Origin of the sequence: Acinetobacter sp. NIPH 817 (genome assembly GCF_000368405.1) — a bacterium.
In the GTDB taxonomy this organism is placed as follows: domain Bacteria; phylum Pseudomonadota; class Gammaproteobacteria; order Pseudomonadales; family Moraxellaceae; genus Acinetobacter.
The window spans coordinates 776117-796256 of record NZ_KB849420.1 but is presented as its reverse complement, the minus strand read 5'-3'; the positions used below and the strand labels follow the sequence as shown (position 1 = coordinate 796256).

Here is a 20140-nt window from a genome sequence, read left to right as displayed (position 1 = left end):
GTCACTTTAATAAAAATCACACACAGCCTTCTTTAGAGGTCGTGGTGGTGGTGATTTTATTCAATAAACAGTTCATTTGTTTTAACTGCCCAAAATTAAAGCTTAAATAACCATACCATAGCTTTTTCAATAAAAACAAAACTTTTTAGCTTTTATTGTATGAAATATCTTTTAAGCATACCTAGTTCTTAAAGAAATACTTCATCATAAAAACTAATTTATTTAACTGAAAGTAAGTATTCGTATGCAGTTTTTTCATTACTCTCTAATTTAATGACTGCATCAGTTTCATCATTCAAAGTAAGGTTAAATACCTTCTCACCATCATAAGAAATTTGATGACCCATACGAAATTCTGAATCAATTGACTCAAGAATAATAAAATTTCCTTCTATATTCGAAGCGATATAGTAAGTATTGTTTCGATGAACATATCTAATTGTATACATCACTGTTTAAATTCCATCTAAAAAAATTATGTTTTTTCTTAATTAATGAAAAAGGCTACTTCCTCTTTTCAACCCAAAATAAGCCTAACGAAAAAGTTGCTTAAAACTTGAATTGGAAAGATACATACAGTTATTTTCCAATTTGATAACACCTAAACTCCATCAATATAAATCGAATTAAAAATAAAATAATTCAAATATTTAAAACCCAAAAACATATAAATTTATGCTAGTTTGAAAAGATCCAACCCTTCTTTTGATTTCTAACACCAATCATTCAGCGCTAAACTTATATACAGATATTACAGAAATACTTAACAATAAAAAACCCCGCCATTAGTCGATATCTAATGAGTTTTTTATACTGCCATATGTCCAATAAAATTAAATCTCGAATGAATTAACTAGTATTTAAATTAATCTTTACACTTAACTTTTAAAACAGCTGCTTTGGTATTCACTGGAATAAGCATCCCCGAATTATAAACACTATGATAATTTACGATTTTGTTATTACTATCCAACTCATCAAAACCCTTATCTTTACATATTTCTTCTGCTTTACTGATTAACTTTGCCCTCAAGGCTTCTCTTGAACCAAATGCATTACTTTGAGCCTGAAGTTGATAAACCCCAGGATTTACCTCAGCGACAGTAGGTGGAAACATTTGTAGACAACCCGACAAGGTACAAGTTATTACTGCTAAAACAACTATTGATTTAGTCTTTTTCATTTATTTAAACTTAAAATAAAATAACGTAGCAAAAATAAAGTCTAGATATGACATTTATATTTCAAGGTATAAAAAAAGCCTACTTTTTCAAGTAGGCCTTCCCCTTATGATTTTTTGCGCTGATCATTCAGGACTTTTGTTGTACTTAGCAACTCGCGGATATTACAGAAGTATTTAAGAATAAAAAAGCCCATTAGGAGAGATTATTTACTATTTGGTGAAACCATTTTTTCAGGTTTAACCACTTCATCAAATTGCTCTGCTGTAACTAAACCAAGCTCAACAGCAACCTGCTTCAAAGTTTTATTTTCCTTATAGGCAGTCTTGGCAACTTTTGCAGAATTTTCATAACCAATCACGGGGTTTAAAGCAGTGACCAACATGAGAGAGTTATGTAAGAAGTGATCAATTTTATCCTGATTAGGCTCAATTCCTACCGCACAGTGATCATTAAAACTATTACAAGCATCACCAAGCAATTGAATAGACTGCAATAAGTTATAAGCAATCACAGGCATAAATACGTTTAATTCAAAGTTACCTGAAGCACCAGCCACATTAATGGTCGTATCATTTCCCAGCACTTGCGCAACAACCATGGTCATTGCTTCACTTTGTGTTGGGTTTACTTTACCCGGCATAATGCTTGAGCCAGGTTCATTTTCTGGAATACGGATTTCACCGAAACCACAACGTGGACCACTGGCCAACCAACGAATATCATTCGCAATTTTATTTAAACTAACTGCAAGCGTTTTTAATGCACCAGAAGCAAAAACAGCAGCATCACGTCCTGCAAGCGCTTCAAATTTGTTTGGAGCAGTCACAAATGGTAAACCTGTAAGCAAAGCAAGTTGAGCAGCTGCTTTCACTGCATAGTCAGGATGTGCATTTAGCCCTGTTCCTACCGCTGTACCACCCAATGGTAATTCATATAAACCTGTCAACGCCTGTTGTAAACGAACTAATCCATGCTCAAGCTGAGACACATACCCACTAAATTCTTGACCTAGTGTTAATGGAGTTGCGTCTTGTAAATGGGTACGGCCAATTTTAACAATAGACTGAAACTCATCTGATTTTTTTTGCAAAGTCGCTTTAAGCTGCTCTACGGCAGGAATGAGTAATTCATTAATTTGCAAACTTGCTGCTACGTGAATAGCGGTTGGAAATGAATCGTTCGTTGATTGAGCACGGTTGACATGGTCATTTGGGTGTACAGGTTTTTGTGCACCCAACGCTTGACCTAATTTTTGGTTGGCAATATTAGCAATCACTTCATTACAGTTCATGTTACTTTGCGTACCAGAACCCGTCTGCCAGACCACTAAAGGAAACTGTGAATCCCATTTACCATCGATGACTTCTTCAGCCGCACCCACAATATATTGGCTCAAATCTTGCGGTAACTGTTCAAGTTCAGCATTAGTTATTGCAGCAGCCTTTTTCACCAGCCCCATTGCTCGAATCATGGCACGGGGTAATCGTTCTTGCCCGATTTTAAAGTTCTGTAAGCTGCGTTGAGTCTGTGCCCCCCACAATGCTTCATTTGGAACTTCAATCTCACCCATAGTGTCATGTTCAATTCGTGTTTGCATAGAAACCTCAGTTGTCTGGTTAAAGAACTTACGGGCTGAAGCAATTATTTGCTCTGGCTAGTTAATTTTTAGTATCGTACTCAAGCATTCCATTATTGTAAATAAGAATCATTATCTTATCTTCCATTTAATGTATTTTGATAAAAACGCCATTCATCTTCAATCATTTGTTTTAACGAACGTTTAGGTGTCCAATTCAATAATGTTTTTGCTTTCGTTATGTCTGCCGCAACTTGGCTTAATTCAACATGTTTGTAAATCGCAGGTTGAGTCGGAATTTCAGATTGAGTTACCTGTGAAATTTCATCTAGTAATTGACGAATAGAATGAACTTGGTCATGGGCAATATTAAATGCTTCACAACAATGTGTTTGATCACGTAGCCAATGTAAGCTGGCAGTTACAGCTTCACACACATCTAAAACGTGTAGAAAACTTCGTTCAGTCGTATGATCTGATGTGTCAGCTTGGTCTTGTAATTCAATCAAATCACGTTGCATTGCAGCAACTTGCATGGCAAGCGGTACAATATTTTTAGGAAGCTGTGCGACATACTCTCCGAGCACCCCATGTTCAAATGCACCTACGATATTAGATAAGCGCAAGATCGTAATTTTCCACTCATGATCAATTTTATAAGTATCACGGATAATTTCTTCAATCATCTGTTGAGACTTAATATAAGGGTTAGGATAAGCATAATTGAATTCGTCTGTTTCACTTAATTGCAGACCGGATTTTCCATACGCTGCAAGGCTAGACAAATGAATAAAGTGACGAACACCTGTGCGTTGCATGGCACGTAGTAAACTCATGATGCAACTTACATTATCATTATAATATTCAAGAGGTTTAAGATTAGATTCTTCAATTGATTTAAACCCAGCAGTGTGAATAACCGCATCAATTGAATATTGCTCGAAGACCTTATTCAATGCTGGTGTATTACGTACATCAAGTTTAACAAATGGAACGTACATGCCAGAAATAAACTCTAGGCGTTCCAGCGTTTGCAAGGTTGAATTAGCCAAATTATCGACAATTACCACTTCTTGCCCCTGAGCCATGAGACTCAACGCAATATGTGAACCGATAAAGCCTAAACCACCTGTCACTAAAATCATTGTATACTTACCTTTCTCTTAATGCATCTACGCCCATTTAGACGTATGACCATAGTGAATTCTCAATGAGTACATTACTACTAATTACCTCTGCTCCTACTTCCATTCATGCTTGGCATGCGTTAGGACTTGCTCAGGCACTCAAAAGTAAAAATGAAGACTTTCGTGTATTCTTTTACCAAGATGGCGTGCAGGTTGCTAATGATTTTCAATGGGTTCCTGACGACCAGCGTAATTTAACGCATGAATGGCAAAAGCTTGCGATTCGACTTCCTGTATGTGTGAGTGCTGCTCTCGCTCGTGGTATTACCGATGCAGAAAATGCCAGTCGCCATCACCTTACTCATCATAACCTTGCCAAAGACTTTCAACTGGTCGGGTTAGGTGAACTTGCTGATGCGGTACAGTCAGCATCTCGTCTTATTCAATTTTAAGTTACTTTGTTTGCTTAGATTGTTGCTTTTAAAAGGTATATTGTGTGAAATCTGTACTTGTCATTTTAAGCCAAGCCAACTTAACCAGTCTGCAAATCAATGAAAGCCTTTCTGCTACTATGGTTTTAGCAACCTTTGGCTCACCAGTCAAAGTATTATTGAAAGATGCTGCGCTTAGCCTTTTACAAAATGACTTAGGCTTTAGCCAACTTCATCATGCTTTCAAAGTCGCATCAAATATGGTCGAAAGCTTTGAATTTTATGACTTAAGTCCAATTCTGATCGAAAGCAAAAATCAGCAAAATCCTTTTGTTCAACAAACAGAACAAGAACTCGAATTCATTCAGCTAAATAATGAGTTCATTCAGTCTTTTGACCATGTCTTATATTGGTAGATGAAGGTGTAATTTTAATGAATCCATCAACACTTTATCTCGTGCAATCTACTTATCACAATACACCGAATGTTATTGATGAATTAGGTCACCTTTATCAGAAAGGTGACCAGATTATTTTTATGGGTGATTCTGTTGCACGACTTTCAGCTGAAATGATTCAACAGTTTGAAAGTATTTCATGCTTAAGCATCGAAAAAGATTTAATCGATGCGGATACTTTAGCTCAGATAAATGTATTGGAATATGATCAATTTGCAGATCTTGTTTTAACATTTAATCGCTGTATTTCTTTTAAATAATATATTTAGGCTGGTTTCATGAATTTAGAATTAGACCAAGATGGTCATTTGGTTGATTATACAATCTGGAATCCTGAAGTTGCACAAGAGCTTGCAAAGTCACTTGATATTGAACTCACCGAGTGGCATTTCGAAATTTTAACTGCTGTACGTCAGTTTTACCAACAGTTTGGACACTCTCCAGCAACTCGCCCGCTCATTAAATTTTTAATGAAAACGGTAAGTCCAGAGATTAATAATGCTGTTTTACAACAACAATTTAATACTGGTTTAGTTGCCCGTCATTTAAGCCGTTTGGCGGGTGTTCCTAAACCAGCAAATTGTTTATAAAGTTAAGTAAATTTTTTAGCAGCAGCGACACATAAAATAGTTGCTGCTGTGACCACTAACATTGACCAGCTCACATGTTCGTGCAACAAAGCCGCTGCAATACCTAGCCCCATTAAAGGCTGTAAAAGTTGTAGTTGGCTTATGGCAGCAATACCGCCTTGTGCCAGTCCTTTGTACCAAAAGAAAAAGCCAATGAGCATACTAAACAAAGACACATAAATAAGGCCGACTAGAGCTGATGGAGACACACTTTGGAATGAAGTTGGCATATAGAAAATAGTAAGCAACAGCATAAAAGGTAAAGACAAAATGAGCGCCCAACAAATGACCTGCCACCCGCCTATTTTTCTTGAAAGTACACCACCTTCTGCATAGCCAAAGCCACAGAAAATAATCGCCATCAACATATAAAAGTCCCCTATTCCAAGTGATGTATCACCAGAAAGGAAGAACATATAGGCGAAAACAACCGCACTCCCCAATACTGCAAATACCCAGAAAAAATGATTTGGTTTTTCTCCGCCTCTCAGTACAGCAAATATTGCAGTTGCAAGCGGCAAAAGACTAACGAATACAATTGAATGGGCTGCATTCATGTGCTGTAGAGCAAGTGCTGTAAACAATGGAAAACCGATCACCACTCCTAAAGCAACAATAGCAAGAGGCCACCAATCTTGCTTGGCTGGTTTCTTTTGTTTTAAAACCAATAAAAGAATAAGCCCTAAAATACCAGCTATCACAGCTCGTGCTGCGGTTAGAAAGCCCGGTTCAAATCCCATTACCGCTACACGTGTTGCTGGTAGTGACCCTGCAAAAATAGCCACGCCAATAAAACCGTTCACCCAGCCATTCATAAACCTATTCATAATTTTCTCCGTCACTATACGAAGAATTTAAGCTGTGCTAAGGTGATAAAACCAGATACAAAGCAGTACAATTTAAAAGAACTGTTATGCATTAACAACCAGTACAGTTGAGGTTTTAAGCGCGTGAACCAGAGCAAAACAAAAATTGAAATTGTCATTTCAGAGATTGAGCGACAGATAAAAAATCGATCTTTATTGCCGGGAGCACGCTTACCTTCTGTTCGTAAGTTAGCGAATGATCTGGGATTCTCAGTATCAACAGTTGTAGAAGCGTATGAAAGATTAATTGCTTTAGGCAAAATCGAATCAAGAACGGGATCTGGTTTTTATATTGTTGGTCCGCTCGCGCCTCTTTCTTTAAGTGAATTAGGTCCTAAATTAGATCGTTCAGTCGATCCATTATGGATTTCACGTCAATCTTTGGAAGCGAAAGCAGATGTTTTTAAGCCCGGTTGCGGTTGGCTACCCGATGACTGGATGCCATTAGACAGTATTCGTAAAGCTTTAAGGACGGCTGCAAAAAAACCAGATGATTGTTTAATGGGTTATTCAACACCATTGGGATTAGCGGCGCTACGTGATTTACTGGCAAGGCGTGCTAAAGCAAAAGGTATAGAAGCGAATCTAAACCAAGTACTTTTAACAGATTCGGGAACTCAAGCGATTGATTTAGTTTGTCGATTTTTACTAAAGCCCGATGATGTGGTTTTGATTGATGATCCTTGTTATTTCAACTTTCATGCATTACTTAAAGTTCATCAAGTCAAAGTTATTGGTATTCCCTACACACCAACAGGCCCTGACTTAGAGACATTTAAAGAAGCAATTGAGACTTATAATCCACGTCTTTATATCACCAACTCAGGAATTCACAATCCAACTGGGGCGACACTGTCTCTTTCTACAGCCCACCAACTCTTAAAACTGATTGAACAATCTAATTTAATTGTCGTTGAAGACGATATTTTTTCAGATTTTGAATATACACCAGCTCCTCGGCTTGCAGCTTTGGATAATCTTTCACGTGTAATCTTTATTGGAAGTTTTTCTAAAACTTTATCAGCATCTATTCGCTGTGGTTATATCATTGCAAAACCAGAATGGATTGATCAGCTCACTGATCTGAAAATTGCCACAAGCTTTTCTCACAATGGTGTGTCGGCTGAAGTTTTATTAAGTGCTTTAACTGATGGATCTTACCGTAAGCATATAGAATTATTAAAAGTTCGTTTAGCAAAAGCGATGCACGATACCATTACTAAACTCGAACCTTTGGGCATAAAGCCATGGATTAAGCCTCAAGCGGGAATTTTTGTTTGGTGTCATTTGCCAGAGGGTGTTGAAGCTTCAAAAATTGCAAAATATTGTATTAACCATCAAGTTATTCTTGCACCAGGAAATGCGTTTAGCCAAGCTCCTAATGCCGGTCAATTCATACGTTTTAATGTAACACAGTCAAATCATGATCACATTTATAAGACTCTAGCTGATGCGATTCAACAAGAGCCTTCATAATTTATAGACAAGAAAATTAAGCTTGTTTCTGTTTTTGTTCAATATATGCAAAATAACCTGGCCCAGCTGAAACTTGCACTTGTTTTGCATGTAAAGGTTCATGGCAGACTGAACACACCATAACTGGTTCGAACTTATGGCCACAAGTTTTATGACGATACTCTAAAGGTTTACCTAAACCTTGATCCATCCATTTATCTGCCCAATTCGCCATCGATAAAATAATTGGATAAAGTTCAAAACCCTTATCAGTGAGGCGATATTCAAAGCGTTCTTGACGATCAAAATAAGGAGCTTTGGCTAAAATTTCATATTCAACCAAACGCTTTAAACGATCTGAAAGGACATGACGAGTTACACCTAATGATTTTTGAAAATCGTCAAAACGGCGTATTCCCATAAAAGCATTACGTAATATTAGCATCGTCCATCGATCGCCAATCACTGATAGCATACGAGCAACCGAACAAGGTTGATCACCGATGTCATCCCATTTCATCTTTATGCGTTCCTCGATATTTCCTAGCCTAACGGCCCTATTGTTTATACCCTAAACCACTTAATACGATTTATGCAAGATTCATTATAAAAATAACTTCTTATCAACTTTATAAAAGAATTTTTATTATAAAAAAATAGAAAGCTATTATATAAATTCGCTTAACAAATATAACTCACCTAATTGCATAGTGAGTTATATCTATTATTACTCATCATTAATTTGAGATAAATACACCCTTCAAAATATGACCTGCTTCTAGTTTCACACTTGCTGGAATTCGCACCAGACAATTGGCCTGCATTAAATTACTGAGCATGTGTGATTGCTGTTTTGCCAGACTTTTAACTTTAAGTTGTCCATTGTCAAAATAAGCATGCATTCTTAGAAACCGTTCACGCGCATCTTCTTTTAAATCATGATCTAAAATTGCACTAAACCACTCTGGCCCTGTTTGATTTCCCTGCAAAGTGTCGAGCAATACTTTTCCGTAAACTTGCATTGATACATAGACTGCAGCCGGATTACCCGGTAACCCCAACAAATAACAACGATGATCTTTTTCGGTGTGAGAATATTCAGCAAAAAAGAGTGGTTTACCCGGCTTTTGTTTTACTTTCCAGAAGATCTGTTCAAAGCCAGTCTCAAAAGCACATGGCCGAACAAAATCATAATCACCTACTGACACTCCGCCTGTGGTTATGATGACATCATGACTATCTTTTAATCGGTCGAAATATTGTGTGACCTGTGCTGCCTCATCTGCCACATGAATAATTTCAACATCTAACCCATAATCTTCAAACCACGCTTTTAGTAATGGACCATTCGCATCAAAGATTTTGCCTTCTGCAAGATCTTCTGCTTTTTCGGCAACTTCATCACCAGTGATTAAAACAGCAACTTTCGGTGCACGGTAAATCTCAACCGTTTGTACACCAGCCATACTTAAGGCAGCCAAGCTTCCAATATTTAGAAACTGTCCAACTTGTGCAAGTAACTGTCCTTTCTGGATTTCTTCGCCAGTAAAACGAATGTCAGCTTGAGGGCGAATATGTTCAGTTAAAGAAATTTCTTGTGCTGAAATGACCTCTACTATTTCTTGCCTCGCAACATGTGTTGTGCCTTCAGGAATTTTGCCACCTGTAAATATACGAATTGCTTGACCTTCGCTTAGGATGTCATGACTTTCGCTTCCAGCACGAATCTCACCCGTAACCTGAAACTTTTGATTATTTAAATCTTCTACATGGCTACAAAGCGCATAACCATCTACAGCACTTTGAGAAAAGCTTGGCAAATTAATTTCTGAATAGATTTCTTTAGCAAGATATCTACTTAGGCTATTTTGAAGCACTTGCTGAATTGAACCTATTTTTTTTGGTTGGTTACTAATCAGCTCAATCGCTTCATCTACGCTAATCAACCCACGTTCTGTACCACAACCTGACATTACTCATAACCTCCCGGATGGGGTAAATCACGGCAAACATCAAAAATATGAACTAATGCAGGTAAAATAGCAGCCATTGATTCGCTTGCTCCACCACGGCTTCCCGGTAAAGTCACCACCAATGAACGGTCAATAAAACCAGCTACTCCACGTGACATTGCAGCATATGGCGTGCGTTTTTGTCCAAATGAACGCGCAGCTTCCATTAAGCCATCTAACTTACGCTCTAAAAGGGGTTCTAACGTATCAACCGTAATATCACGCTTACCAATTCCAGTGCCACCAACGGTCATAATACAAGCATATGACTTGCTCAACTCAAGCACTAAGTTTTTTAAAGTATCTGCTTCATCTGGCAAAATTTGGTAATGAATTGGATCAAATCCTGCCTCAGTTAAAGTTTCAACCACAGATTTCCCAGCAGTATCGGGTTTTCTACCTGCTGCTACGGTGTCTGACAATACAATAACCGCAGCCGAAACAGGCTGACGAAGAAGTCGCTTAAAGTGTGATTTGCCACCTTTTTTCTTAAGCAATTTACATTGATCCATCCAGAGCTCTTCTGGTTCACAATGCGGTTTTAACATGTCGTAAATAGTTAACCCTGCAAGACTTGCAGCCGTTAAGGCTTCCATTTCTACACCAGTTGGCCCAATGGTTTCGACCACGGTAATAATTTTTACAAAGTCATGTTCTAATTCATATTCAACATCTGCACGATAAATCGGCAGTGGATGACACAAAGGAATCAGCTCATCAGTTCGTTTTGCTGCCAAGATTCCTGCAACACGTGCAGTTTTTAATGCATCCCCTTTTTCAGTATTTCCTTGTCTTAATAATTCAATACAGTGCGGTGGTGCATATAAAATTGCTTGTGCTTCAGCAACACGATAACTTTCCGGCTTCATTCCTACGTTTTTCATTATTTATCCTAGTTTTGCTTATTTCAGTGTGAGTGTTCATGGCCGGCATGATGGTGATGTTTGTGTTCGTGCGGTGCATCCTTACGAATACAGCAGCCTTCTACATAGTGGCTTGTACCATCTGTAAAGAACTCCTCTTTGAACACAGGCACTTCATGTTTTACCCGCTCAACCGCTTCTTCGCATGCTTGAAAAGCTTCACGGCGATGGGCTGCATAAGCAATTGCAATAATTGCTGTTTCACCCACATCTAGATATCCTATCCGATGAACCACTCGCACATAAGATACCTGATACTTTTTCTCAATTTCCAGTTCAATTTCACGTATCATTTTTTCAGAAAGCGGTTTATAAGAGGTATATTTCAGGGCTTTAACAGCTTTACCTTCATGATGATTACGAACCGTACCCATAAAAATATCAATTCCACCGCATTCAGGAAATGACTCAATCGGGTCAAAGGCATCAAGACTTAAAGCCTGCTCTTGTATACGTGCAAAATCTCGCATGGCTCACCCTCCTGCAACTGGTGATAATAAAACCAAAGTACATGGCTGACTTAAGGCAGATTGTCTGGTTATAACGTTATCCTCTACCGCACATGCACATTTTTCCATGGCCTGTGTACATTCCGGATGTAAAGTCACAATTTGATCTAAGACATCTTTCACTAAAATATTGGTAGGACAAACGATCGAAAGATTTTGGGGAAGCAATTTTTCAATTGCACCAAATGATTCGATTTTAATTTGGATAGATTGCTGCATTTATCCCCCAAGCATATGCATACTGATTTTACGGGTTTGTTGATGTTGTAAGGCATGAAAGCCTTTGGCTTTATTCCAGATATACGGCATAACTTGATCTTTTAATTGCTGACTATGCAGCACATGATCGGTTGAGTTCTGTGCGCGTAATAATGCTTGAAGCTGCGGCTTAATATTTAAACCCTGCGGGGCAAAGAGACAGTTATATAGCTCACCTTGCGCCGTTAGTCGTATGCGGTCACATTGGTGGCAAAATGAATGAGTAATGGTAGAAATAATGCCGAGAGCATAGCTATTATTAAGCAAATATTGGCGCGCTGGCTCATGTTGTTGCTCGATGACGTGTACCGAATAATGCGGTTGCAACACTTGTAAAATTTCAGCTTCACTCACCACATCTTTATTTGACCAGAGTGCATCACCATCAAGCGGCATGAATTCAATGAAACGTAGTGGAATATGATTGGCTATAGACCATCTCACCATAGGTAAGATCTGATCATCATTTTTATTTTTCATCAATACACAGTTAATTTTAAAAGGTAGACCTGCATCTTTTGCAGCTTGAATACCCTCAAGAACTGGTTCTAATTTTTTCTTGGTGAGTTCTTTAAATTGTATTGGATCAAGGCTATCTAAACTAATATTTAAGTCATCTAAACCAGCATCTTTTAACTGCTGAGCGTATTTAGCAAGATAATGCCCATTGGTGGTCATTGAAATGCGTTTTAGACCTAATGCTTTTAAAGCTTGCAAATCGCGAACGAAATGAACAATGCCTTGACGCATTAATGGTTCACCGCCTGTAATACGGATGCTTTCAATACCTTGCTGCACCATAAAATGGCAAAACTCAAAAAGCGCTTCAAAACTCAGCAAATCTTGTTTATTTAACCATTCAGGATGTTCAGGCATGCAATATACACACTTAAAATTACAGCGATCGGTTACCGAAATACGTAACTTACGCTTGATGCGCCCATATTGATCTTGCAGAAGCATTGGCGCAGTTTCAGAGTAATATTGTTTCATCATTTGCACTCATGTCGAGAACAGTTCAAATATTGCTGGCACTTTTTATGGGCAATTAAAAGAAGAAATTGCTCTTCAATAGTGCTCTGATCTTTATGCAAAATTTGTTCCAATTCTATTTATCATCCATAACTTCTTAGGTTTTTCTAATAGACTTTTGGCTGCACCACTTAACTGTAATTTTAAAACTGTATAAAGTTAGTGCAGCATTAATCTCTTATTTGCCTTACATTATTTCTAGCACTTTTCTAAGCGAATGGGTACATATTTATGGTACGGCGTTTTAGATAATGGATCACAATGTTCAGCGGAAATCAGTCGATTTAATTGTGGTCCAATTGGTTCACTACCCTGAAAGCGCATGCCATAGCCATGTGGAAGTGAAACTACCCCTTTTCGCATTCCTTCATCAAAATCTACAGTAACCTGAATTTCTCCATGTTGTGAAATACATTTAAGCTGACCTCCTTCATCTACATTTAGGTGCTTTGCATCTTCAGGATGAATTCGTAAAGCCCCTTCAGCATCTACTTTTCGCCAAGCAGGATCACGGTAAATTTGATTGGCGTTATAGCTACGTCGCTCACCTGATAAAAGTATGAATGGAAATTCTTCAACATTAACCTGATGATTTTTTAAATTTGCCAGCTCGTTTAACATCTCTGGAATAGCAAGACGTATTTTCTTATCTTTATAAGCTACCAGTTTCCAGATTTCGTCATATTCATGTTGCGATAACACTACGCCTGAGCGTTGCTTTAAAATTTGTTCAAATAAACGAACGCCTAAAGTTAAAGGGTTTCCTTTGTAACCTGCACGGCGTACCGCTTTGGTGTGTAAGACAGCATATTGAATTGATAGCGGCAATAAAAAAGCAACTGAACCAGCTGATTTTTCTAACTGTTTACCTAAAGTGCGATAGAGAATTGAAGCGGCAAAAGGGATATATTTTTTATGTCGGGCAAAAGTTAAACCTAAAGCGGATAGATAAGATAAATAGGCTGTTTTTTTCGAGTCAACCGCAGCAATTTTTTCTAAAAGCGGAAAGCGTTTTGGAATCACCTGCATGGCTTCAAGTAATCGTGTATAAATTTCTGCCTCTGGCAAAGTATTCGCTTGAGCAGCTAATACAGGATGTCTTAAGTGAAAACCATTTTTAGGAAACTCAAGATTAAAGCCAGTAAATTCCCATTTTTCAAACTGGGTATGCGCTGGCAAAATGTAGTCCGCAAACCTAGCGGTTTCCGTCATGGCAACATCAACCACAACCAACAAATCTAATGCTTTAAAGGCTTCCTCAAAAGCAGGTGTATCGGGATAAGTTAATAACGGGTTACAGCTATCTACAAAAACTGCGCGAATTCGCTTTTCCCCTGCTTTCAAGATTTCATCGGGTAAAATGTTAGGTGGAAAAAACCCTGATATTGGGAACATTTTATGGTAAACGCTACGTCGATATTTTGGCTTTCTTTCATCCGTATCGCTTAAGATTGGAATAAACATAGTATGCAAATTATTAGTACCTTGTTTTCCAAAATTCCCTGTTAATAAATATAAAAGCTTTTCTAAATAGCCATTTAATGTCGTATTTAAAGTATGTTGAATACCTAAATCAATCCGTACACACCCTCTTTTTGCTTTAGCAAAATCTCGAACCACTTGGTAAATTAAATCGACCGGAACATCTGCTTTGGCAATATAGTCTTCAATTGGAACTCGACTAAATGCTGTTTTTATATCTTCAAAACCGTGCGTATGCTGCCCAATAAACGCTGCATCATAAAGTTTTTCTTTAATAATGATCGCAATCATGGCTGACATTAAAAAAGCATCTGTTCCCGGTTTTAGCTGCACGTGGATATCTGCTTGTTTGGCTGTTTCGGTAACACGCGGATCAAATACCACCATGGTTCGGTTGGGATCTTTTTTAATATGTTTTAGCGTATCTCGGGCGTTGGGAATGCCATGGGCTTGAAAAGGATTTGTCCCAATAAAAAGAACATAGTCGGCATACTCAACATCTTCTGTGGTATGGCAAGCCTGACTCCCGAACAAGCGTCCATTGAGCCAGAAATCACCTGTTTTCTCTTGAGCAAGAGAGTTGTAAGCATAATAACTTTTCATGGCCAGCAAAAGTTGGCGACCATATGCTGCACCGAGATGATTGCCTTGACCACCGCCCCCAACCGAAGCAAAAGCAGTTCCACCAAACTTATCTTTAATCTGAACTAATCGATCAGCAATTTCTTGTATAGCAGCATCCCAACTCACTTCTTGAAATGAGCCATCTGGTTGGCGCTTTAAAGGTGCAGTCAAACGGTCTGCATGTTGCTGATAGTGCTGTAATCTAGCAGCTTTTTGGCAAATGTAGCCTTGAGAAAATGGATGTTCAGGATTGCCTTTTATTTTGACAAACTGATTATCTTTAACTTCAACAGTTAAACCACAGTTTCTAGAACACAAAATACATGCGGTCACATCTGTTTTATTTTGCTGAACTGCATCGATCATTTTTCTGGCTCCATTTATTTTTATACATCTGGCTAGAATGAAAACAACAAGTTCCAAAATAGAACTTAAACAATAAATAGTCAACAGTACAAAGATTAAAAACGTGTTTCACTCGACCAATGTAAGTTTTAAAGCACTCATATACGAAGTTAATTTGCTGTAAAAATTTCTTTAAATGCTTTGATTTGTTTGTATTGCTGAAGCTCATCCAATGAATTAATACTATGAAAAAACAGGTTTTGTTTTTGAAATATAGCCACTTGAGCATGTAAAAGCTTAAAGCACTCTTTCAAACTTAACCGCTGCTTTTCAATTTGCTCTGTTATGGTATTTAGGCTTTCACGTTTTAATAAGCAAAATGGGTATAAGGCATCTCCATTAATTGAAACATAAGCTGCCTGAGCCTGTTTATTTTTCCGAAGTGCACCGTGTAATTTGGCAACGACTTGCGTAGGTATATAGGTCACATCACAAGGGATAAACAAAACATAGTCTGCGCTTACATTTGACCATGCACTTTTCATTCCCATCAGTGGCCCGAAAAAACCTGCTGCATCATCTTGATAACATTGAATGTCCGGCACAATACTTTGATAAATTGAATAATCGCGATGGCTATTCACCCAAATTTCAGACACTGATGATCTTAGTTTCTGATGAATTTTAATCAGTTGAGTTTCACCATCAAATTGCTGCAACAATTTGTTTAAACCATTCATACGGCGAGCTTGTCCACCCGCCAGAATGACCAAATCAGTTACGGGATACCCCTTATTCACACTTCCACCTCCTGTTGGCAAGCTTTAATCAAGCCACGGATTTCAGGTAAACATGAACCACAGTTACCACCTGCTTTTAAACAAGCCGTCACTTGCTTTTCATGAGTAATATTTTGAGTTTTGATTGCGTCTATAATTTTGTTCTTACCTACTTTAAAACAACTACAGACTAAAGGTCCGTCATTATTTGTAGCAGACATTGGCATGCCAGCCAGTAACGCTTTTCGGTGTAACGCACTTAAACGTTCACGTTTAAACAGACTTGCGACCCAATCACGATCCGGTAATAAATCTGGTGGGGCGATGTATAAGCTTGCGATCACCACGCCGTCTTTCAAAATAATGCTATGACTGAGTTGTGAAGAAATATCTTCGATACTCAACCATTCAAAAGTTTCATCTGCAAACGGCAAGAAGCTTTTTAGGTTCTTTTGAGTGTCATGAAAAGTTTGACGGTCTGCAAGTTCGTAACGATTAGTTTTCACCATTTTGACCTTGGTCCACCATGCACAGTGATGTAGCGATTCTTGAATATGTGAATCATATCCTTCACGCACATAAAGTACGCCCTGCCAAGTGGTATAAAATGGTTGAATCGTGACAGGTGTATGTTTGAACTCAGGCTCGCCTGAAATAGCATCGACTTCGGGGTTAACAACTTTACCAATACGGGCATCGGACGCAACTTGTTCAGTCCAGTGAATTGGGGCAAAAATTTGCCCACGACGTACTCCCGACGAGAATGTTACACGTAGTACACAACTGCCCCATTTTGAACGGATTTCGACCAAGCCTTGATCACGCACACCAAACTTCAAAGCATCACTCGGATGGATCTCGCAAAATGGCTCGGCACGGTGACTGGTCAAATTTGGTGACAAACCTGTACGCGTCATGGTGTGCCATTGGTCTCGAATACGTCCAGTATTCAAAATGAGTGGATAGTCTTCTGAAACCGCATGAACTGGGTCAATTGCAACAGTTGGAATCAATTTCGCCTTGGCATTTTTATGACTAAACTGACCCTTGCCAAATAGTTGTTGAACGGCATTAGCATCTTGGTTTTTATTCCACACTGGCCATTGAATGGGTTGCAATGCATCGTACTCAGCAGCACTCAGATTCATTAACCCTTTCAGGTTGAAATAACGAAAATTATTACCTTGTTCACGAGCTTCGATATCTGCATTGTCTTGTGCAGATAAAGCTGCATGTTCATTAAAGATGTCAGTTGCATTCGTAAAATCAAAACCTTTAAAGCCTAATTTTTTCGCGACTTGGCTAACAGACCACCAATCTGCTTTTGCTTCACCCGGTGCAGGTAAAAAAGCACGCTGACGTGAAATACGGCGCTCAGAGTTAGTTACCGTTCCATCCTTTTCGCCCCAGCCTAAAGCTGGAAGCAAAACATCAGCATAAGCAGTGGTATCCGTATCTGCGCAGATATCTGACACGACAACTAACTCGCACTTCTCTAATGCCCGTTTAACTTGATCGGCATCTGGCAAACTCACGACTGGATTTGTCGCCATAATCCAAATGGCTTTAATTTTTCCAGCTTCAACGGCACGGAACAAATCCACTGCTTTTAAACCAGCTTGAGTCGCAATAAATGGACTATCCCAAAAGGTTTGCACTACTTTTTGATGTAGTGGATTATCTAAGTCCATGTGCGCAGCCAGCATATTGGCCAAGCCACCCACTTCTCGACCACCCATCGCATTTGGCTGACCTGTCATTGAAAATGGTGCAGCGCCGAGCTTACCAATTTTTCCAGTTAGTAAATGACAGTTAATAATGCTATTAGCTTTATTTACACCCTGACTTGATTGATTCACTCCCATTGAAAATAGGGTGATTACTTTTTCAGTCTGTGCAAATTTCTCAAAGAATTGCTGCAATTTGTCTAAAGAAATGCCACTACGTTTTGCCACATATTCAACATCAGTTTCTGGCTGACTGCTTGCCAAAACTTCTTGCAAACCTTCGGTATAAGCATCTACAAAGGCCTGATCAGCATGACCATTTCCATATAAATATTGAAATAAGCCATTAAACAATGCGACATCTTGACCGGGTAAAATCGGTAAATGTAAATCCGCTTGTTCACAAGTACTGGTAAAACGTGGGTCAATTACCACCACAAACATATCCGGATTTTGGCTTTTAGCCTGCATGATCCGTTGATAAAGCACAGGATGGCACCATGCGGTATTAGAGCCGACTAAAACCACCATGTCGGCATGTTCAAAATCTTCATAGCTTGCAGGGACAATATCTTCACCAAAGCTGCGTTTATGCCCAGCAACCGCAGATGACATGCAAAGGCGCGAGTTGGTGTCGATATTTGCCGTGCCCAAATAACCTTTTACAAACTTGTTCACTACATAATAGTCTTCAGTCAAAAGCTGACCTGAAACATAAAATGCAATGCTGTCACGGCCATATTGGTCGATACAAGATTGGAATTTATCGGCAATTTTATTGATTGCCGCATCCCATGTCGTTACTACCCGATCAGCTTTTCGTCCCATCATCGGTTGTAAAACACGTGTTTCTAATCCCAAAGTATCCGCCAAGCGGCTACCTTTAATACATAAGCGTCCAAAGTTGGAAGGATGCTCAGCATCCCCCTCAACTTGTACCAGAGGTCCTTGAGGTTTTTGCTGGACGTTTACGCTAACACCGCAACCCACCCCACAATATGGACATGTTGTTTTGGTTATAGTTGTTGCAACATGGTCGGAGCTATCGATTTCAACGCTTGGAATACTATTCATAACTGCTCCTTTCCCTATTTAGCCTGCATTTTTTAATGCAAAATCTCGACCAAATAGCAGTTTATTTCTAAATGATGAGACTGGGGTTTGATCTGCAATTAACTCTGCATACCACATGCCATCTTCAGTATCGCCAAATAAAACTGCGCCAATCACTCTATCACCTTGAATAATAATGCGTTTATAGATGTGACGTTTTTCATCATTCAAAATAATGTCTTCATAATCATCTTTAGGCTCAAAGTTACCCGCCGAGAATACATCGACACCGCTCACCTTTAACTGAGTCGGTACGGTCGGTGCTTTAAAAGTTAAGCTGCCGTGCTCTGCTAAATGTGTCGCGCAGATAAATGCTTGGCCCCATAATGGTTCAACCAAACCAAAAGTTTGTCCACGGTGTTCAATACACTCACCCACCGCATAAATACTTGGGTCAAACGTTTGCATGGTGTCATTCACCAACACACCGCGGTTACAACGTAAACCGGCACTTTGCGCCAAGCTAATATTTGGTCGAATACCGACTGCAAATACCACAAGATCGGCTTCTAAAACCGTGCCATCTTTCAAACGGATTTGCTTCACATGACCGTCTTCATCACCAATTAACGCTTCAGTATTCGCTTCGGTAATAATGTGAATGCCTTTTTGCTCAATGCTATGACGCAGTAACTGACTCGCACGACTGTCGAGTTGACGCTCCATAATGCGGTCCATCAAATGCAGCACAGTCACATTCATACCGCGTTGTTTTAAACCGTACGCTGCTTCTAAACCAAGTAAACCACCGCCAATCACGACTGCATTGGTTTTTGAACCGCAGTATTCAATCATGGTGTTAACGTCATAAATATCGCGGAAAGTTAACACGCCTTTTAAGTCAACACCTTGAACTGGTGGAATAAACGGAGCCGAACCTGTTGCCAAGATCAAACGGTCATAATCAACGGTTTGCCCTTTTTCGGTGTAAACCACTTTACGTGGACGATCAATTTTTACAGCCTTGTCACCCGCAATAAACTTGATGCCTTTATCGTCATACCATTTTGGTGGGTGCAGCATGATGTCTTCAATGGTTTTTTCGCCTGATAAAACCGGAGACAGCATAATGCGGTTATAGTTTCCCCATGGTTCTTCACCAATCACCGTGACTTCATAACGATCTGGTGCCATATCCAGTAAATCTTCTAGGCAACGCATTCCTGCTAAACCATTACCAATCAAGACCAGTTTAAGTTTGTCTTGAGACACACCTGTATTAGTAATATAAGTTTTTTGCGGCACAGGGTTGATCAAAACACGACCATCAACAATTTTGCTCGGATAAACTGAGAGTTTTTGGTCTTTATCTTCTAAACAACGACCCGTTGCCAAACTAAAGTGTTGTTTATAGATTGGCGATGCAATGACCCGCTCACCTTGCAAATCGCCAATAATGCCGCGGCTCATGACGTTGGCTTGGCTAAACGGATCTTTATTGCTTAACACGTAAACACGTTTTTCATGCCCCACACGTAAGATTGCAACCGCTTGACCGCCCACTAGCGCACCTGCGCCAGTATTTGGGGTTAAATCATCGAGTGCACATACATCAATCCATTGATCATCAGGAAGCATATTTTTGTCTTGTACAATATTCATAGAGATTC

At 39.0% G+C, this 20140-nt stretch carries 20 protein-coding genes; 5 read left to right on the top strand and 15 right to left on the bottom strand.

The window, feature by feature from the left end:
• Positions 1 to 218: 218 nt before the first annotated feature.
• The 4 genes from F968_RS20435 to galE form a co-directional block, all read right to left on the bottom strand.
• Entirely contained in the window at positions 219 to 449 is a 231-nt protein-coding gene (locus F968_RS20435; protein ID WP_004791826.1) for a hypothetical protein, read from the bottom strand.
• A gap of 416 nt (positions 450 to 865) precedes the next feature.
• Entirely contained in the window at positions 866 to 1183 is a 318-nt protein-coding gene (locus F968_RS07470; protein WP_004791825.1) for a hypothetical protein, read from the bottom strand.
• 203 nt (positions 1184 to 1386) lie between these two features.
• Complete coding sequence (gene fumC / locus F968_RS07465; protein WP_004791824.1) at positions 1387 to 2781, bottom strand: class II fumarate hydratase; 1395 nt, start codon at positions 2779 to 2781, stop codon at positions 1387 to 1389.
• Between the two features lie 116 nt (positions 2782 to 2897).
• Positions 2898 to 3905, bottom strand: a complete 1008-nt coding sequence (gene galE / locus F968_RS07460) for a UDP-glucose 4-epimerase GalE (protein ID WP_004791823.1) — start codon at positions 3903 to 3905, stop codon at positions 2898 to 2900.
• A gap of 65 nt (positions 3906 to 3970) precedes the next feature.
• Between galE and tusD the strand changes: the two genes are divergently transcribed.
• Genes tusD through F968_RS07440 form a run of 4 tightly spaced genes read left to right on the top strand, consistent with a single transcriptional unit; the run spans position 3971 to position 5366 of the window.
• A complete protein-coding gene (tusD, locus tag F968_RS07455; RefSeq protein WP_004791822.1) occupies positions 3971 to 4339 on the top strand; it encodes a sulfurtransferase complex subunit TusD in 369 nt (122 codons plus the stop codon).
• Positions 4340 to 4383: 44 nt separating this feature from the next.
• Complete coding sequence (locus F968_RS07450) at positions 4384 to 4734, top strand: hypothetical protein (protein ID WP_004791821.1); 351 nt, start codon at positions 4384 to 4386, stop codon at positions 4732 to 4734.
• Between the two features lie 17 nt (positions 4735 to 4751).
• Positions 4752 to 5036 (top strand): hypothetical protein, encoded by a 285-nt coding sequence (locus F968_RS07445; protein ID WP_004791820.1) that lies wholly within the window; start codon positions 4752 to 4754, stop codon positions 5034 to 5036.
• Between the two features lie 18 nt (positions 5037 to 5054).
• The gene (locus F968_RS07440; RefSeq protein ID WP_004791817.1) at positions 5055 to 5366 is read left to right on the top strand and encodes a TusE/DsrC/DsvC family sulfur relay protein; all 312 of its coding nucleotides are present in this window, start codon (positions 5055 to 5057) and stop codon (positions 5364 to 5366) included.
• A gap of 2 nt (positions 5367 to 5368) precedes the next feature.
• On the opposite strand, the gene F968_RS07435 is transcribed toward F968_RS07440, so the two are convergent.
• Positions 5369 to 6232, bottom strand: coding sequence for a DMT family transporter (locus tag F968_RS07435; RefSeq protein ID WP_004791815.1), 864 nt, complete (start codon positions 6230 to 6232; stop codon positions 5369 to 5371).
• 123 nt (positions 6233 to 6355) lie between these two features.
• Between F968_RS07435 and F968_RS07430 the strand changes: the two genes are divergently transcribed.
• Positions 6356 to 7747, top strand: coding sequence for an aminotransferase-like domain-containing protein (locus tag F968_RS07430; protein WP_004791813.1), 1392 nt, complete (start codon positions 6356 to 6358; stop codon positions 7745 to 7747).
• Between the two features lie 16 nt (positions 7748 to 7763).
• Here F968_RS07430 and F968_RS07425 read toward each other — a convergent pair whose 3' ends face one another.
• The 10 genes from F968_RS07425 to nirD form a co-directional block, all read right to left on the bottom strand.
• Positions 7764 to 8246: a winged helix-turn-helix transcriptional regulator gene (locus F968_RS07425; protein WP_004791810.1), complete on the bottom strand. Its 483-nt coding sequence runs from the start codon at positions 8244 to 8246 to the stop codon at positions 7764 to 7766.
• Positions 8247 to 8463: 217 nt separating this feature from the next.
• Positions 8464 to 9699 carry a molybdopterin molybdotransferase MoeA gene (locus F968_RS07420; protein ID WP_004791808.1) on the bottom strand — a complete coding sequence of 412 codons (1236 nt, stop codon included), beginning with the start codon at positions 9697 to 9699 and terminating at the stop codon, positions 8464 to 8466.
• A complete protein-coding gene (gene moaCB / locus F968_RS07415) occupies positions 9699 to 10622 on the bottom strand; it encodes a bifunctional molybdenum cofactor biosynthesis protein MoaC/MoaB (protein WP_004791806.1) in 924 nt (307 codons plus the stop codon). Before moaCB ends, F968_RS07420 begins: the two co-directional genes overlap by 1 nt.
• Before the next feature lie 23 nt (positions 10623 to 10645).
• Complete coding sequence (locus F968_RS07410; RefSeq protein ID WP_004791804.1) at positions 10646 to 11131, bottom strand: molybdenum cofactor biosynthesis protein MoaE; 486 nt, start codon at positions 11129 to 11131, stop codon at positions 10646 to 10648.
• A 3-nt stretch (positions 11132 to 11134) separates the two neighbouring features.
• Positions 11135 to 11389 (bottom strand): MoaD/ThiS family protein, encoded by a 255-nt coding sequence (locus tag F968_RS07405; RefSeq protein ID WP_004791802.1) that lies wholly within the window; start codon positions 11387 to 11389, stop codon positions 11135 to 11137.
• Positions 11390 to 12430 carry a GTP 3',8-cyclase MoaA gene (gene moaA, locus F968_RS07400; protein ID WP_081399498.1) on the bottom strand — a complete coding sequence of 347 codons (1041 nt, stop codon included), beginning with the start codon at positions 12428 to 12430 and terminating at the stop codon, positions 11390 to 11392.
• Positions 12431 to 12658: 228 nt separating this feature from the next.
• Positions 12659 to 14932, bottom strand: a complete 2274-nt coding sequence (locus F968_RS07395) for a molybdopterin-dependent oxidoreductase (protein WP_004791799.1) — start codon at positions 14930 to 14932, stop codon at positions 12659 to 12661.
• Between the two features lie 149 nt (positions 14933 to 15081).
• Entirely contained in the window at positions 15082 to 15711 is a 630-nt protein-coding gene (mobA, locus tag F968_RS07390; protein ID WP_004791797.1) for a molybdenum cofactor guanylyltransferase, read from the bottom strand.
• The gene (locus F968_RS07385; RefSeq protein WP_004791796.1) at positions 15708 to 18491 is read right to left on the bottom strand and encodes a nitrate reductase; all 2784 of its coding nucleotides are present in this window, start codon (positions 18489 to 18491) and stop codon (positions 15708 to 15710) included. The genes mobA and F968_RS07385 overlap by 4 nt, the downstream gene beginning before the upstream one ends.
• A gap of 18 nt (positions 18492 to 18509) precedes the next feature.
• Positions 18510 to 20132, bottom strand: a complete 1623-nt coding sequence (nirD, locus tag F968_RS07380) for a nitrite reductase small subunit NirD (protein ID WP_004791794.1) — start codon at positions 20130 to 20132, stop codon at positions 18510 to 18512.
• Positions 20133 to 20140: the final 8 nt, after the last annotated feature.